Source organism: Deinococcus humi (genome assembly GCF_014201875.1).
In the GTDB taxonomy this organism is placed as follows: domain Bacteria; phylum Deinococcota; class Deinococci; order Deinococcales; family Deinococcaceae; genus Deinococcus; species Deinococcus humi.
The window spans coordinates 44,830-58,859 of record NZ_JACHFL010000010.1; the positions used below are offsets into that span (position 1 = coordinate 44,830).

Consider the following 14,030-nt stretch of genomic DNA (forward strand, 5'->3'; position numbering starts at 1 on the left):
TGGCCGCATGTGTTCAACGGTCAGGGGAGCTGTAGGCGTCACCTTACCTTGTGTCCTTGCTTTCTCCCCTGCCCACCCATTTTCCTTGCTTGGCGGCCTCCGCCCCTGCGCCCACCCGTGCCTGAGGTTCAAGATGTCTGTACACCCTGCCGTGTCTCACCTGATGACGCCCACCCCCAGGCTGAGACTCGCCGCTATGGTCTGCTGTGCCCTGCTCGCTTGCCCGGCGGCGGCGCAAAGTCAGGGGCCGACCCTACCCACCCCCTCACGTCAGATGGGTGCACCCACCGGCGGGACAACGTTTCAGCACGCGATCTTTGGCAACCCGAGATCCAGCAATGAAGGCAACCACACGCGCGTGGTGTTTGACCTGGCGTTAGGGGTAACGTACGCGCTTATCCCCACAGTGGACGGCCTGCGCATCGATGTGGCCGGTGCTGAAATTCTGGCGCCTGTACGCACGGCACTGGGCATCAGCGTGGTGGACCAGCGCGTGTCAGGCACCCAGGTCAGCCTGATCACGCCGTTTGCCCTGACCCGCACCACAGGATGGCGGGCGAGCGAGGCCACGCTGGCCAGTGGCATAAGGGTCCTGATCCTGGATCTTGGCCCTGATGTCCTGGGTGGGGCTGGAGAGAACCTGCGCGGGCTGATCACGCGGCTGTCTGGGGCGCCTCAGGGGCTGGCCATCAGCGCCTCTGTCGCAGGGACAGGGACGCCGGGAGGCGTTACGCCCAGTGACATGTTGTCTGCCACGTCTGGCGTCACCCCGCCTGCTGCGCCGCCCCCGCTGCCGGGTGGGGTGCCCGGGCAGGTTAGCGCCCTCTCGGGGCAAGCGCAGGGCCGGATTCAACCGGGGGCCCTTCTGCCCGCCCCCCGCATCGGGAAGAATCCGGGCCTGACCCGCGTGGTGCTGGAGCTTCCACCGGGTGCTGCGTACCGCATGTTGCCCAGCAGTCTCGGCCTGCGCGTCGAATTGACGGGGGTGAGCGCCGCTCCCCTGGAGGCGCAGGCCATCAGTCCGGAACTGCAGGCCTGGCGCTACGAGCCGGGCACGGATGGCCTCACGGTAACGCTGCTGACTGGCACACCTGTTACGAACCGCAGTGGCTGGCGGGCCCAACTGGTTTTACCCCTGCCTGGCACCGACCGTTCTCGCCTTGCGATTGATCTCTCACCCTCTCTGGCAGACCTGACGCCCCTTACGCCGAGGGAGCGCGTGCTTGCTGCGGTGCCGGCCACACCTGTGGCTCGGGGCACTGCCATGTTGGCCCTCGGTGCAGCCCTGGTGAAACCGCGTGCGGTGATTGATCCTGGACATGGCGGTCGCGATTCCGGAGGGATTGGTGCCGTGATCGAAAAGCAAGTGGCGCTGGAGGTGGCCCTCCGGGTCCGCGACCTGCTCAGCAAGGCGGGCGTCGACGTGATCATGACGCGTGACACGGACCGGGCGCTGGTGCCGGACAAGGCCACTGACTTGAGGATGCGGGCGGAGTTGGCGTCCCCTGGCACGCAGGTGTTCGTGAGCATTCACGTGAATGCTCTTCCGGCCGCCAGCGCCCTGAGGGGCTACGGGGTCGAAACATGGTGGAATCCAAATCACCCACTGTCCAGCGCGCTGGCAGCGCTGATTCAAAACAACGTGACGGCCGTCACAGGTGCTTTTTCCCGGGGCCTGAAAAACACCAGCTCCCTGTCTGTTCTGCGCAACAGCCGGATTCCAGCCGCGTTAATCGAGATCGGGTACACCAGCCATCCTGTAGACGGCCTCAATCTCAAGGACACCAATTACCTTGACCGGGTCGCTTTGGGCATCGCGCAGGGCGTCCGTGAAGCGCTGGTGACGGGCGTCACGGCTGGTAAGGAACGATAGCAACGGCAGTTCACTGTCGCCTGTACAGGAATACAGATAAAGTGTGGGCCGTGATGTTCATATCTCCCTCGGTCTTGTGTTGATCAACCGGCCTTACACGCTTATTGGTCATGGTGCTCTTGGTGTTGCCCCTCCTGCTGGGTGGGTGCGTCCATTGCCACCATCCCCATCTCCAGGGGAACATCTACATGGCCAATGCGAGCAGCGGTCCACCAGAAACGAAGACCTGGTGACGCTGAACAACGGCGACCTGTTCACGCCCTGTTCGATGTGGATGGGCCGCGCTACACCCGCGGGCAGCCGATCATCGTCTGGAAATCCGGCCAGGGGGACGTGCTGTGTGACCCCATTCGCTTCCCCAACGTGGCCTGGCTGTTGGCGGCTGTCATGGGAGTGGCCGTGACGACCGCACGCACCAAGGGACTCCAAACCATTCTCGGCAGCGGCTTGACCCTGCTGGCCCTCGTGCTCACCGTCTGCGTGTACCCCGTGCATGGCTGGACCTGGACAAACCACGCCGCGCTCACTGCGCTCTGCAGCGCGACGACCGCCGGGTCCTTCATCACCACACGGGTGGCCCACCTGAGCGGCACGATGGACAAAGCAGCCACCGTGGCCCGAAATTCCTATGCATCAACGCGATCCGCCTGTCTGTGGTTGGGGTTGTGCTCTGTGTCCTGGGCGCCCTGAATGACATGACCTGGTGACCCCACTCCTCGGCCTGACCGTACTGATGACCGCTAACGCCTTGAGCCTGCCGTCGGGTGAGCATCCACCATTTCATTTTCACGCCGCCCGTACCCGTCTCATGTGCCGACCGGGCTGTCTGCGCCATACTCCCTCGACAGCACCTGAAGCAGGCGCGGTAACGACACTCCGCTACGGCCCTTCCGTTCACCACACCAGAGAGGAACAACACGTCTGATGACCCAACTCCACCCGCGCCTTCGTTCCACCTCCCGCACCTGGCTGGGCGTCATGCTGACTGCCGGACTCGTCGCCTGCACGTCCACGCCCGCACCCCCCACTCCAGTGGTCACGGCTCCGTCGGTGCGTTCCGTCAGCCCGAGCGACGGACAAACGGGCGTCGATACGACCACCTCCGTGACTGCAGACGTCCAGCTTCTGAGCGCGCCGGGGGGCGGCAATGGCATCGACCCCCGGACAGTCACGTCGAGTGCGGTGCACCTTGTCGAGGCCAGCACCAAGACTCCCGTGGACGCCACGACCAATACCTCAGGCGGTGGGGATGTCATCGTGCTTCACCCCAATGCGCCCCTCAAGGCCAACACCAGATACGTGTTCGAGGTCACGGGAGCGCTCAAGGATCTCAACGGTGTGGGCTTCGAGTCATTTACCTCCACCTTTACGACAGGTGCCGCTGCCGTCACTGGCCCCAGCGCATTTACCCGGGTCGCCCTCGCCAGCGTGCCCGCCAACTACTACACGACCCTGGAGATCGGCCCGGATCACAAGCTGTACGCTGCCACGCTCACCGGCGAGATTCTGCGCTTCCCCATCAATGCTGACGGAACCCTGGGCTCAGCACAGTCCATCAAATCCCTGCAGGCCCAACAGGGCAACCGCAGCATCATCGGCCTGGCGTTTGATCCCTCGTCCACTGCCGACAATCTGGTGTTGTGGATCAGCAACAACTACTACTACGATTTCACCAAACAGGTCCCCGACTGGACGGGCAAGATCACCAGGCTGAGTGGACCGAATCTGGAGACTGTCCAAGACGTTGTCGTGGGACTGCCGCGCTCGACCAAGGATCACATGACCAACAACGTCTCCTTCAACCCGAAGGAGCCGAACGTCCTGTATTTCGTGCAGGGTGCCAACAACGCCTCTGGCGCCCCGGATCCGGCGTGGGACAATCGCCCGGAACGCGCGCTGAGCGCCGCGCTCCTGCGTCTCGACCTCACCAAGGTCAACCTCGCGGGAGCACCGCTCAACGTTCAGACTGAGGAGGGCGGCACATACAACCCGTACGCGAGCGGTGCGCCACTCACCCTTCACGCGACGGGCATTCGCAACGGCTACTCCATGGTGTGGCACAGCAACGGGCAGCTGTACATCCCGGCCAATGGGTCGGCGGCAGGCGGCAATACCCCTGCCACCCCCAGCCCTCTGCCGGCCACCTGCGCGAAGCGCGCGGACGGCCGCACTACCCTGCCTGCCGCGCCTGCCATCACCAATGTGCGCTGGACGGAACCCGACTTTCTGTTTCGTATTGACAAGGGCGGATACTACGGCCACCCCAATCCGGCACGCTGCGAGTACACCCTTGACGGCGGCAATCCCACCGCTGGCGCAGACGTTGTCGAGGTGCCGGTCTACCCCGTGGGTGTCCAACCTGACCCCAACTACCGTCAGCCCGCCTTCGTGTTCCCGGACCACACCTCTGCCAACGGCGTGATTGAGTACATTCGCCCGGGCTCAGCACTGAATCACCACCTGCTGGTGGTGCGCTACAGCGCAGGCAAAGACATTGTGGCGCTTGATCCCAGCGGTTCAGGCGGCGCGATCGTGGGATCAATGCAGACGAACATCGACGGCCTGACAAACTTCAACCCCAGTCCGCTCAACCTCACTGAGGATCGCTCGAATGGCAACCTGTACGTGGCGCAACTCAGCGAGAGTGACCCCAACGTGAAGGGCACCATCACGCTCGTCAAGCCCAAGTAAGCACGGCGTCAGCGGATCAGCGCATCTTCACCTGAACGCGCAGCGGTTTCCCATCAGCGCCCGGCCGGAACAGGCCGTGCCGGGCGCTTGTCTCTTCGAGCCTGACCGGAGCACCGATGATGAAGCTGGGGTACCTCACCATGGCCGCCGTGCTGTGCAGCACCGCTGCAGTTGCCTCCATGACCGCCGCGACTTCCAGCACAGCCATGCCGACGCCGATCGTGGCGGCGCCAACGCCGATCCAGGCGGTCAAGGCGGGCGGCGCCAATCTCACTGCCGTCACCTTTGGCCCTGGGAAGGTGTTTGCCACCGGGGGCGGGGACGGCGTCATCAAACTGTGGCGCTCCCCGGGAAACGTCCCCACGCGGGAACTGCGTCAGGGAGCGGCGGTGACGGCGCTCTGCTTCAGCCCGGACGGGCAGTGGCTTGCCACGGCTGGCGCAGATGGCCGGGCCCGTCTGTGGCAGGTTGCCACGGGTCGGCAAGTGCGCGTCATGAACCTGAGCACGACCATCGCCACTTCGGTGAGCTTTAGTCCGGACGGCACCCTCCTTGCCACAGGCGGGGGCGACAATACGGCCCTGTCTGGGGCTGGCAACAGTGTCAAGGTATGGGACGTTAAGAGCGGACGCCTCCGCTTCACGTTGCAGGGACACACGAATATCGTCACGGACGTGGCGTTCAGCCCCAACGGGGCGACGCTTGTGAGTGCCAGCCGCGACAAGACAGTTCGTGTGTGGAGTGTCGTCACGCGCCGTGAAGTCCGGACCCTGCTCGGTCACTCGGATTATGTGAACGCACTCTCCGTGAGTCCAGATGGCCAGACGCTGGTGTCGGGCAGCTCGGACGGCAGCATCAAGCTCTGGTCGCTGGCGAGTGGTGAAGAACGCCGCACTCTGCAGGGCACCCAAGGGCCGATCACGGCACTCGCCTGGGATCCACACGGCACGTCGCTCGCAGCGGGGGGAGCCGACGGTGCGGTTCGGGTGTGGCGGGCGGCCACAGGTGACCTCCTGTGGCTGTCACGCGCCCACCGGGATGGGGTGAGCGACGTCGCATTCAGTCGGGATGGCACGGTTCTTGCGTCGGCTGGCGGTCACGACGGCACCGTTTTGTTGTGGCCAGGACGATGACCCCGCCGCTCACCGGCATGAGGCATTCCGGGCCGCAGAGGATCGAACGTTGCGCTTTAATGTTCCTTCGGCCAGAAGGACTGTATGTCTGTACAGATTACATGACGTGCAGCATTGAAGAGGCCTGATCCACTCACTGACACCTGTGGTCACCATCCTCCGCACCCGAAGTTCTCATGCAGCCGCCCGTCATCGTTTACACCGTCCCCCAGTGCCCATCGTGCGAAGCCGTCAAACGCCACCTGACAGCCCGGGGGGTCAGCTATAGAAGAACGTGCGGGAGGATCCTGCCGCGCTCGCGGAGATGCTGGCCCGGGCCAATGTCCGGATCGCCCCCGTGACCGAGGTCGGTGAGCAGGCCTTCTCCGGAACATTCGAGGATCAGCGCCCCTTCCTGGAGGCTGCCCTGAGAGACAATGGCGCATGACCACGACTGTTCCTGACGTCAAGACTGATCGCGCCGCCGATTGCGAGATCCACAGCGTCCATCCAGAGGCCGTGGCGCGCGCGGAGGCGGCCCTGCCGGATGACGCCCTAATCGAGCGCGCGACCACCCTGACCAAGGTGGTGTCCGATCCGACCCGGCTGCGCATTCTCTGCGCTCTTGCGCTGGAGGACCTGTGCGTGTGCGATCTCGCGGTGATTGCGGGGATCAACGAGTCGACCATGAGCCACCAGCTCCGTCACCTGCGCGCGCTGGGCCTGGTGACCTTCAAGAAGGTAGGCCGCATCGCCTACTACCGACTGGCGAACGATCACGTCACGCGGCTGATCGCGGACGTGCTGGAGCACGCCAGAGCCATGTGAATATGGCCCCTGTGGGGAGTTCTATCCCACTTCCTGCCTCCAAAGGATCTTCCTCTTGAACCAATCTGTCACTGCGGCCCTGCTGGGCCTTGTCGAAGGCATCACCGAGTTCCTGCCAGTCTCCTCCACGGGCCATCTGATCGTCGCCGCCGATCTGCTGAAGTTCAGGGACTCGGGCGGCACGTTTGAGATCGTCATCCAACTTGGGGCGGTGCTGGCAGTGATCGCGTACTACTGGCGTGACCTGCTCACCCAGGCGCGGGCGCTGTCCGTCGACCGGGATGTCCGCCAACTGTGGCTGGGGGTCGCTCTGGCCTTCCTTCCAGCGGCTGTGCTGGGTTTCCTGTTCAGCAGCCTGATCACGCGCTACCTTTTTTCCCCAGTTGTTGTGGCCATCTCCCTGATCGTCGGCGGCATGGTGCTGTGGGTGATCGAAGGAAGGCCGGTGGCCGCCACCACGCACGGCCTCACGCAGGTGAGCCCGCGCCAGGCCCTGCTGGTGGGATGCGCTCAGTGCCTCGCCCTGGTGCCCGGCGTCTCGCGCAGCGCGTCGAGCATCATCGGCGGCCTGCTGACCGGCCTCGACCGACCCACAGCAACCGCGTTCTCGTTTTACCTGTCGATCCCGACCCTCGGCGCGGCCACCCTGTATGCCCTGGTCAAAGGGCGGGGCGTTCTGGGCACAGCACAACTCGGTCCACTGACGGTCGGGCTGGCCGTCTCGTTCATCACGGCGCTCCTCGCGGTGGGTTGGCTGCTGCGGTATGTCTCCCGGCATACCTTCCGAGGTTTCGCGGTGTACCGCGTCGTCGTGGGCCTCGCCATCCTGGGGTGGGCCCTGTGGCGCTGAGGCACGCGGGCGTGATCGTGCCCCCGCGCGCGGTGGTCTTCGGGGTGCTCCTGTGTTTGGTGCTCGATCAGACCCTCAAGGCCAGGGCAGTCCGGGAGTTCCCGCTCGGCAGGTTCCGTGAGGTGATCCCCGGCGTATTGAGTCTGGGGTTGATTTACAATATTGGGGCGGCGTGAAGCCTCTTTTCCGGGGCCGCGCTTCCCCTGGCCGTGCTGCAGTTGGTGGGGGTGTGGCTGCTGGTGTACCTGACCCGCCACTCCGTTCCGCGCCTGACCGGCCTGGCCCTGATCCTGATTGCTGCTGGAGCGCTCAGCAATTCGCTCGATGGGTGGCGGCTCGGCAAGGTCATGGATACATTGTCGTCGCACACTCTTTCTGCAGTGACGCGCGTCCTGGGTCAGGGTGAATTTCCGTTTTCAACCTCGCCGATGTCTGGGTCGTGGGCGGCGTGCTGTTGCTGCAGAACCTGCGGCGCTCTCCGCCGCGCTCCCAAGCATCGTCCGCGCCCTGAGTCTCCGTGACTATCAAGCGCTCCTCGCCTTCAAGAGGTTCATCAGTCTGACCATGCCCACGCTCCACAGCCGGATTGGAGACGGTCTGCTGGCCGCGCGCTGCGTGAGAGGCACATCTTCCTTCTCACTGCTGATTGCCTGACCCTCCCCTCCCGGCAAGAGGATCTCGCATTTCAATCCCGCCGCGCGCCTCCTGCGGGCCGGGTGGACGGGGATGGCGGTGCAGGGGATGGCTCCAGTGTTTCCGTCGGTGCCGTCCCGGTGTTCAATGCGGGGTGATTTCGATCCCGGCAATGGACGGGAAGTCCACGCTGGCCTTGAGACTCAGGCTCAGCAGCCCGTCCGCCACCTGCACATCCACCGGTACGACAAGCGCCGCCTTGCCTCCGACCTGGCCCGCGATGTCCAGGTTCGGTACCCGGAGCTGGTTCTCGATACTGACGTCGAAGACGCGTTTGCCCGCCTGCGTCCACGCCAGATCGGCGAAGTGGAGCTTCACCTGGTAGGTGCCGTTGCCAACCGGAATATCGAAGTTCAGGAGGCGCTGATCCTGCGGGGTGCTGGTTCCCACATTGCCCCGGTAGGTGCGGTACAGCTGCGGGTTGAGGGTACCGGCGATGGCGCCGGTATACGCGGTCGAGGGTTCTGCGATGGCGGTGGAGGGCGTATAGGTGGCCACTCCGTTCTGATCCCTGTCCGGCCGCCACACATTGCCGGCAGGATCCGTGTACCCGCTACTGGTGCCCACGTCGATCAGCAGGGGGGCCGGCCTGAGATTGCTGATCACATACATCTGATCCTGATAGTCGTAGTTGATCCCGGCGTAGTCGACAACGAGCAGGTACTGCCCGGACACCCGCTGACCAGCACGGTCACGAACCGGCCAGAAGCGCAGGTGCTGCCCACACGGCCTCGGACACCCATGATTCACGTCAGCGGTCTGACCATTTTTGACCGGGTCGCTCCACTCGGCGTCCACCTTGAAACCAAACGTTGCCACGGCCGAGCTCGTAGCGGACGCGGGCACAAAGGAGCCGGAGGCCAGCTGCGCCGAGCCGTTCTGGTGGGGGAGCAGGCTCTGCGCGTCGTTTCCTGCGGTGGTCAGAATCGTGTGCAGGGGTTCGTTGCCAGTGTTCACCTGAGCGTACCAGCGCAACGTCGAGGCATCGCCCTGGGTGTGGTATGAGGCCACCTGGGTGACCTGCACCGGCTGAGTCTCGTCGGCCCGCTGCCAGTATGCGGAGATCACTTCCTCACCCTGAGGTTTCACCACGCCGTTTTGCCGGACAGCTAAGTAGTTACTGAGTGCAGTGTTGCCAGTCTCGGTGACGGGGCTGCCCACCAGATTGATCCGGTACCCGAGCGCCTTGACGATGTCTTGGAGTGCCGGCTCCTGGTTGTCCTCGGAATGATCCTGCCATAGGCCACGCAACTCAACCATCCGATTTGGAGTGCTGGGATCGTTCGACGCGATGGTCAGGCTGCCACTGTGGTAGCCCGTATTGGTGGCGGTGAAGCGCAGCGTGAGCTCCTGGCTGGCGCCGGGAGCGAGGGTCAGCGGGAGGTTGGGGGGATTATCGAGGCGCCAGGCGTCCTGCACCTTCAGGGCGCTGATAACCAGGGGCTGGCCCCCCGTGTTGCTCAGACGCAGCACATTGGTATCGTGCACCACGTTGGGAATGCTCGGGTTGGGATTCTGGATTCGGTTGAAGACCAGCCGGTCGGCGTACGGCACCGTCGCCAGATTGGCGAGGTGAACCTGCGGCGGAGCGCTGGTCGGAGTGGGCGTTGGGGGCGTAGACGCTGGAGGCGGGCCGGAGGACGGCGTTGGGGGAGTGCCGCAGGCGGCGAGGGTGAGGAGCAGCGCAGCAGTCATCCAGCGTCGGGCGACGCGGAGTTCTGGCCGTACCAGCGGAGCGTTCGGATGAGTCATATTGGCCACCTCAGGAGGAACGGGGAACAGGCTGTCCACTGCCAGTTCACTCCGATGAAAAATGTTCGGTCAACGCTACAGCCGGAGGGTGGGTTCCCAGTGAAATGGTCAGTGCACCTGCCGGGGGCAGCGCTCATGCCCAAGCAAAGGTGAGAACGGGTTGGAAGCTAGGGCGTGACCGGTAAAGCGGCATCTGTAAGCAATACAGGAGAACCTCCCTGACCATGGCTTTTGTCTTGTTCTTGCCTGGGCAACGGACTCACCATCTCCAGCGCTGCATAAGCCGGCGGAGCCGCCGCAGAGCCACACAGGAGACGACCCGGTGACGGCCCACGTCATCTGGAAGGCACGTGTGCCTGTGGCTGTCAGGATCATTCCTGGGATCCACGGCGATGGGCCAGCGGCCAGAGCCACCACATCCCCAGAATCACGGCAGCCACGAGTGCCGTCCCAATGCTGGTTTCAGCGGCTTTGAACACTTCATTCAGAACCAGTTGCGTGGCCAGAACCAGGGCGATGGACAGAGGAACCAGTCCTGCGATGACCAGGCGCGTCGAGAGCCGCTTGAAGCGCCGACGATCCGGCACGGGCCAGACCAGGCGGTGATAGGCCGCAGGCGTGGCGAAGAGAATCAGACTCAGCAGCACGGTCAGGAACGTTGCCGCAAACACGTTGCGTTCCACGCCGTTGAGGTGAGTAAAGCCGCTGCTGAATGGCACCGTCATTAGAAAGGCAGTGAGCACCTGTGAACCGGCGAGCAGCACGCGGATCTCCTGAAGAAGATCGTCGAAAGGTTCGACTGACGGTGCTGGGGCCATCTCATTCACCGTGAAAGTCTAGCGGCTTTCCTAAAGGATGTATATCTGTACAGATTTATAAAGAATTTGCACAATGAGGGGCAGGTGCCCCCCCCCGAACTCCAGTCATGTCAGGAGAACCCGACCTTGCAGCGTCAACCGATACCCCCAACTCTTGGCCCTGGCACGCGCTTCAGGTTCACCCGCGGCGATTGGCTCACCATCGCGGTGGCCGCCCTGACCCTCGTGCCCTTCTCCCTCGTCCGCTTCAGTGGCCTGGCGCAAGGGCACCCGCTGCTCATCTCGCTGGTGCTGGGGATGGCGATCATCGCCGCAGCTTTTTTCCTCTCGTGGGCCACAGAGGGCCTCGAAACCGTGGTGCCCCAATCTGTGGCCCTCGCTTTGCTCGCCCTGATTGAGGTTGCGCCCGAGTACGCGTTTGAGGTTCTGCTGGCCTACCGCGGTCAGACAGAATTGGCCGCGGCCAGCATGACGGGTGCCAACCGGTTGCTGCTCGGCCTGGGCTGGCCCCTGATTATGGTCGTAGCATTCCTGAGTGCCCGGCGAAAGGGGCAGCGTTTCACGGAGATACAGCTCGACGCGCGGAACGCGCCCGAACTGTTGTTCCTGCTGCTTGCCTCCCTGTACGCTTTTGTGCTGGTGGTGAAGCGGTCATTCAGCCTGTTTGACTCGGCTATACTCATCGCGATCTACGTCGCCTATATTCTCACCGCGTTCCGCCAGTCCAAGCGGCGCCCAGCTCCTGCGGGCGTCCTCACGGAAACGGATCGCCGTTCGAACTCGGCAGCCAGCCGCGAACCCCCGGAGGACACCGACGAGGGAGACGAAGGTGCGGACATTGGTGTGGCCGCCCGCCTCAAGCATCTCCCGCCTGCAACGCGCACTCCGGTCATCATCCTGTTCCTGTTGGCGGGAGCCTACGTGCTGCTTTTTGGAGCAGAACCGTTCATCGACGCGGTGCTTCAAGTCGCCCGGCAGATGGGCGTGTCGCAGTTCATCCTGATCCAGTGGGTCGCGCCCTTCCTCTCAGAGTTTCCTGAAAGCCTGACAGCGTTCATCTGGGCCGGCATGATCGTGTTTGCAGGCAAGGGGCTGAGCAACCTGATCTCATCAAAGCTCAACCAGTGGACGCTGCTGATTGCCGCAATTCCCTTGGCGTACAGCGTTGGGCGGGGGCACATCGCATCGCTGCCCCTAACAGCTCAGTCGGTCGATGAGGTGTTTCTGACGGCTGCCCAGTCCCTGTTCGGGCTCTCGCTGCTGCTCACCTTCCGGTTCACCCTGCGGGGTGCGCTGCTCCTCGCGGGGCTGTTCCTGATGCAGTTTTTCATCCCGGTCGAGGGCGTTCATGTCGCGCTGGGCTGGCTCTACCTGGCACTCACTGCCGGGTTCCTGCTGCTGAACCGCAGAAAGCTGCACCTGGCCGAACTCTTCAGAGCCGGGCGTGCCAGAGGGTAGGGCATGTCAGCCAGCCGGGATCCCCGTGACGTCCAGGCGGCTATCGGCCTCGTGCTTGCCCTGCTGCTGCTGGCCGCTGTGAGCGTCTGGGATCAGCGAGAAGACCAGCAGGAACAAACCTCCCACAGAGGGACTATTGCCCTCCTCCCGCCGCCTTCGAGCAACTCCACCCCCGGCGAGGGCCCGAAAAGCGCGCGCTCCTGACCAGAGACCAAAGCCACAGTTTGTTCGTTTCTTGAAGTTGACTCTGCCCTTGGATAGACTCAATCCTTCCTGGTCAGGCGCAGAGTTCTGCCGCTCTCTTTGCTGTGAGGCATACCATTTCCCACCTCGCCACTGACGTCGTCCGGATCAATACCACTCCGCCCCTGAGCCCAGAGTTTGTCTGTCGGCACCTGCAGGAGGGAACCGGCCACGCGGGGCGGGCGATCACGACTTGTGTCGACAATTCAACTGTAAGTCTGTACATATATCGCCTACTATCTCAGCAACCAATGACGTCGGTTCTGATATCGCACCTGTTCGGCTCGGCCTTTCGCCTGCACCAGTGCTCGCGCGCAACACGGGGCCTTGGTTGGGCCCTGACCTGTGCCAGCGGGCAAGCTACCCCTCTGGCACGAACCACGGTCTCGTCTCTTTCCCCCTGCCTCTCTCACTGCTCGCTGGACGGATTCTGGAATGGCATCCCATCCAGTTGGAGTTCGCCCAGGAGCATCCGTTCAATGGATGCGATTTCGGTTCCGTCTTCCCACCTCTTCCGCAGTCTGGAGACAGGCTGCCCCAGACGTCTCCAGAGGTGAACATGGTGGCCAAGGATTCCACGTCGAGACCGTCCTCCCTCTCCAGGGTCATTGCCCTCTCCTGGAGCCTGCTCAGCGCGTGGAGCACAGCTCAGGCGGAACCTGCTCAGCCCGTCACGACCCCGCAGGTCAGGGATGCACCCCCTTCTGCCGGGCCGCGTCGAGCCACCGCGTCCGGTGTAACGTTCGGCGACCCGCGCGCCAGCAGTGACAGCACCAGGACGCGAGTTGTGTTCGACCTGGCCGCTGGGGTCACGTACCGGCTTACCCCTACTGTCGGTGGTCTGCGCCTTGACGTCTCCGGAGCCTCGGTGCTGGCTCAGACGCGGACGGGACTGGGCTCCAGCGTGACGGGGTATCAGGCTTCAGGAAGTCAGGTGATGCTCGTCACCCCCTTCCCGCTCGCGCTCGTAGACGGGTGGCGGGCCAGCGAGGCGACGCTGGCAGGTGGCTCGCGCGTCCTCATCCTGGATTTCGGGGCGACCGACCCTGGCGGGCGGGGCGGGGACTCCCTCCGGGCACTGGCAGGCCCGAACAGCCTGCTGACCACGCCCTGGATCGAGAGCAGCCTGACGGCATTTTCTCGGAACGGTCAGACGACGAACGCCCCTTCGCCTCATCCGTCCGGAACGGTGACGTTGCGCCCCTCCGTCCCGGAGGGCCTCACCCCCGGCGACGCCCTGTCCGCCACCTCTGGGGTGGAGGCACCTACGCTGCCCCCCCCTCTGCCTGGACAGGAGCCGGGGCAGCCCAGCACCCTGAGCGGGTCAGCGCAAGGGACGCTTCAGTTCGGAGCTGCCGTGCTGCCGCCCCGCCTGGGCAAGAACCCCGGGCTGACCCGTGTGGTGCTGGATCTTCCGCCCGGCACCCGCTACCGCTTGGTGCCCAGCGGGATGGAACTCCGTGTGGAGCTGACCGGCGTGAGCGCGGCGATTCTTTCCGCGCAGAACGTGACGCCCGAGGTGCAGGCCTGGCGCTCGGAGCCCACCTCGGACGGGGCCGTGATGACATTGCTGACCAGCGCGACCCTGACGGATCGCAGCGGCTGGCGCGCAGCTCGTACCGCCGCTGGCGGGCACCGACCGCTCCCGGCTCGCCATCGACCTCTCGCCCGCTCTGGCTGACCTCAAGCCGCTCAGCCCCCGTGAGCGCGTG

The 14,030-nt window shown here is 64.2% G+C and carries 14 protein-coding genes; 12 read left to right on the plus strand and 2 right to left on the minus strand.

Features of this window, described 5'->3' with window-relative positions:
* Positions 1-133 precede the first annotated feature (133 nt).
* From HNQ08_RS16930 to HNQ08_RS27490, 10 genes are all read left to right on the plus strand, one after another.
* The gene (locus HNQ08_RS16930; protein ID WP_229790094.1) at positions 134-1,873 is read left to right on the plus strand and encodes an N-acetylmuramoyl-L-alanine amidase family protein; all 1,740 of its coding nucleotides are present in this window, start codon (positions 134-136) and stop codon (positions 1,871-1,873) included.
* A gap of 270 nt (positions 1,874-2,143) precedes the next feature.
* The gene (locus HNQ08_RS16935; protein WP_184134742.1) at positions 2,144-2,563 is read left to right on the plus strand and encodes a hypothetical protein; all 420 of its coding nucleotides are present in this window, start codon (positions 2,144-2,146) and stop codon (positions 2,561-2,563) included.
* A 234-nt stretch (positions 2,564-2,797) separates the two neighbouring features.
* A complete protein-coding gene (locus HNQ08_RS16940; RefSeq protein ID WP_184134745.1) occupies positions 2,798-4,564 on the plus strand; it encodes an Ig-like domain-containing domain in 1,767 nt (588 codons plus the stop codon).
* Positions 4,565-4,680: 116 nt separating this feature from the next.
* On the plus strand, positions 4,681-5,697 hold the full coding sequence (locus tag HNQ08_RS16945) for a WD40 repeat domain-containing protein (RefSeq protein ID WP_184134748.1): 1,017 nt from the start codon (positions 4,681-4,683) through the stop codon (positions 5,695-5,697).
* 176 nt (positions 5,698-5,873) lie between these two features.
* Positions 5,874-6,038 carry a glutaredoxin domain-containing protein gene (locus tag HNQ08_RS16950; RefSeq protein ID WP_342355705.1) on the plus strand — a complete coding sequence of 55 codons (165 nt, stop codon included), beginning with the start codon at positions 5,874-5,876 and terminating at the stop codon, positions 6,036-6,038.
* Positions 5,972-6,124, plus strand: a complete 153-nt coding sequence (locus HNQ08_RS28140) for a glutaredoxin family protein (RefSeq protein ID WP_342355709.1) — start codon at positions 5,972-5,974, stop codon at positions 6,122-6,124. Before HNQ08_RS16950 ends, HNQ08_RS28140 begins: the two co-directional genes overlap by 67 nt.
* A complete protein-coding gene (locus HNQ08_RS16955) occupies positions 6,121-6,504 on the plus strand; it encodes an ArsR/SmtB family transcription factor (protein WP_184134750.1) in 384 nt (127 codons plus the stop codon). Before HNQ08_RS28140 ends, HNQ08_RS16955 begins: the two co-directional genes overlap by 4 nt.
* Positions 6,505-6,559: 55 nt before the next feature.
* Positions 6,560-7,354, plus strand: a complete 795-nt coding sequence (locus tag HNQ08_RS16960) for an undecaprenyl-diphosphate phosphatase (protein WP_221284255.1) — start codon at positions 6,560-6,562, stop codon at positions 7,352-7,354.
* Positions 7,345-7,530, plus strand: coding sequence for a signal peptidase II (locus HNQ08_RS27485; protein WP_229790093.1), 186 nt, complete (start codon positions 7,345-7,347; stop codon positions 7,528-7,530). Before HNQ08_RS16960 ends, HNQ08_RS27485 begins: the two co-directional genes overlap by 10 nt.
* A gap of 63 nt (positions 7,531-7,593) precedes the next feature.
* A complete protein-coding gene (locus HNQ08_RS27490) occupies positions 7,594-7,875 on the plus strand; it encodes a signal peptidase II (RefSeq protein ID WP_229790099.1) in 282 nt (93 codons plus the stop codon).
* A gap of 256 nt (positions 7,876-8,131) precedes the next feature.
* On the opposite strand, the gene HNQ08_RS16970 is transcribed toward HNQ08_RS27490, so the two are convergent.
* Complete coding sequence (locus HNQ08_RS16970) at positions 8,132-9,799, minus strand: malectin domain-containing carbohydrate-binding protein (RefSeq protein ID WP_184134753.1); 1,668 nt, start codon at positions 9,797-9,799, stop codon at positions 8,132-8,134.
* A 371-nt stretch (positions 9,800-10,170) separates the two neighbouring features.
* Positions 10,171-10,617 carry a DUF6328 family protein gene (locus HNQ08_RS16975; RefSeq protein WP_184134956.1) on the minus strand — a complete coding sequence of 149 codons (447 nt, stop codon included), beginning with the start codon at positions 10,615-10,617 and terminating at the stop codon, positions 10,171-10,173.
* Between the two features lie 126 nt (positions 10,618-10,743).
* Between HNQ08_RS16975 and HNQ08_RS16980 the strand changes: the two genes are divergently transcribed.
* Positions 10,744-12,075, plus strand: a complete 1,332-nt coding sequence (locus tag HNQ08_RS16980; protein ID WP_184134755.1) for a hypothetical protein — start codon at positions 10,744-10,746, stop codon at positions 12,073-12,075.
* A gap of 1,030 nt (positions 12,076-13,105) precedes the next feature.
* Positions 13,106-13,999 carry a hypothetical protein gene (locus HNQ08_RS27495; protein WP_229790092.1) on the plus strand — a complete coding sequence of 298 codons (894 nt, stop codon included), beginning with the start codon at positions 13,106-13,108 and terminating at the stop codon, positions 13,997-13,999.
* Positions 14,000-14,030: the final 31 nt, after the last annotated feature.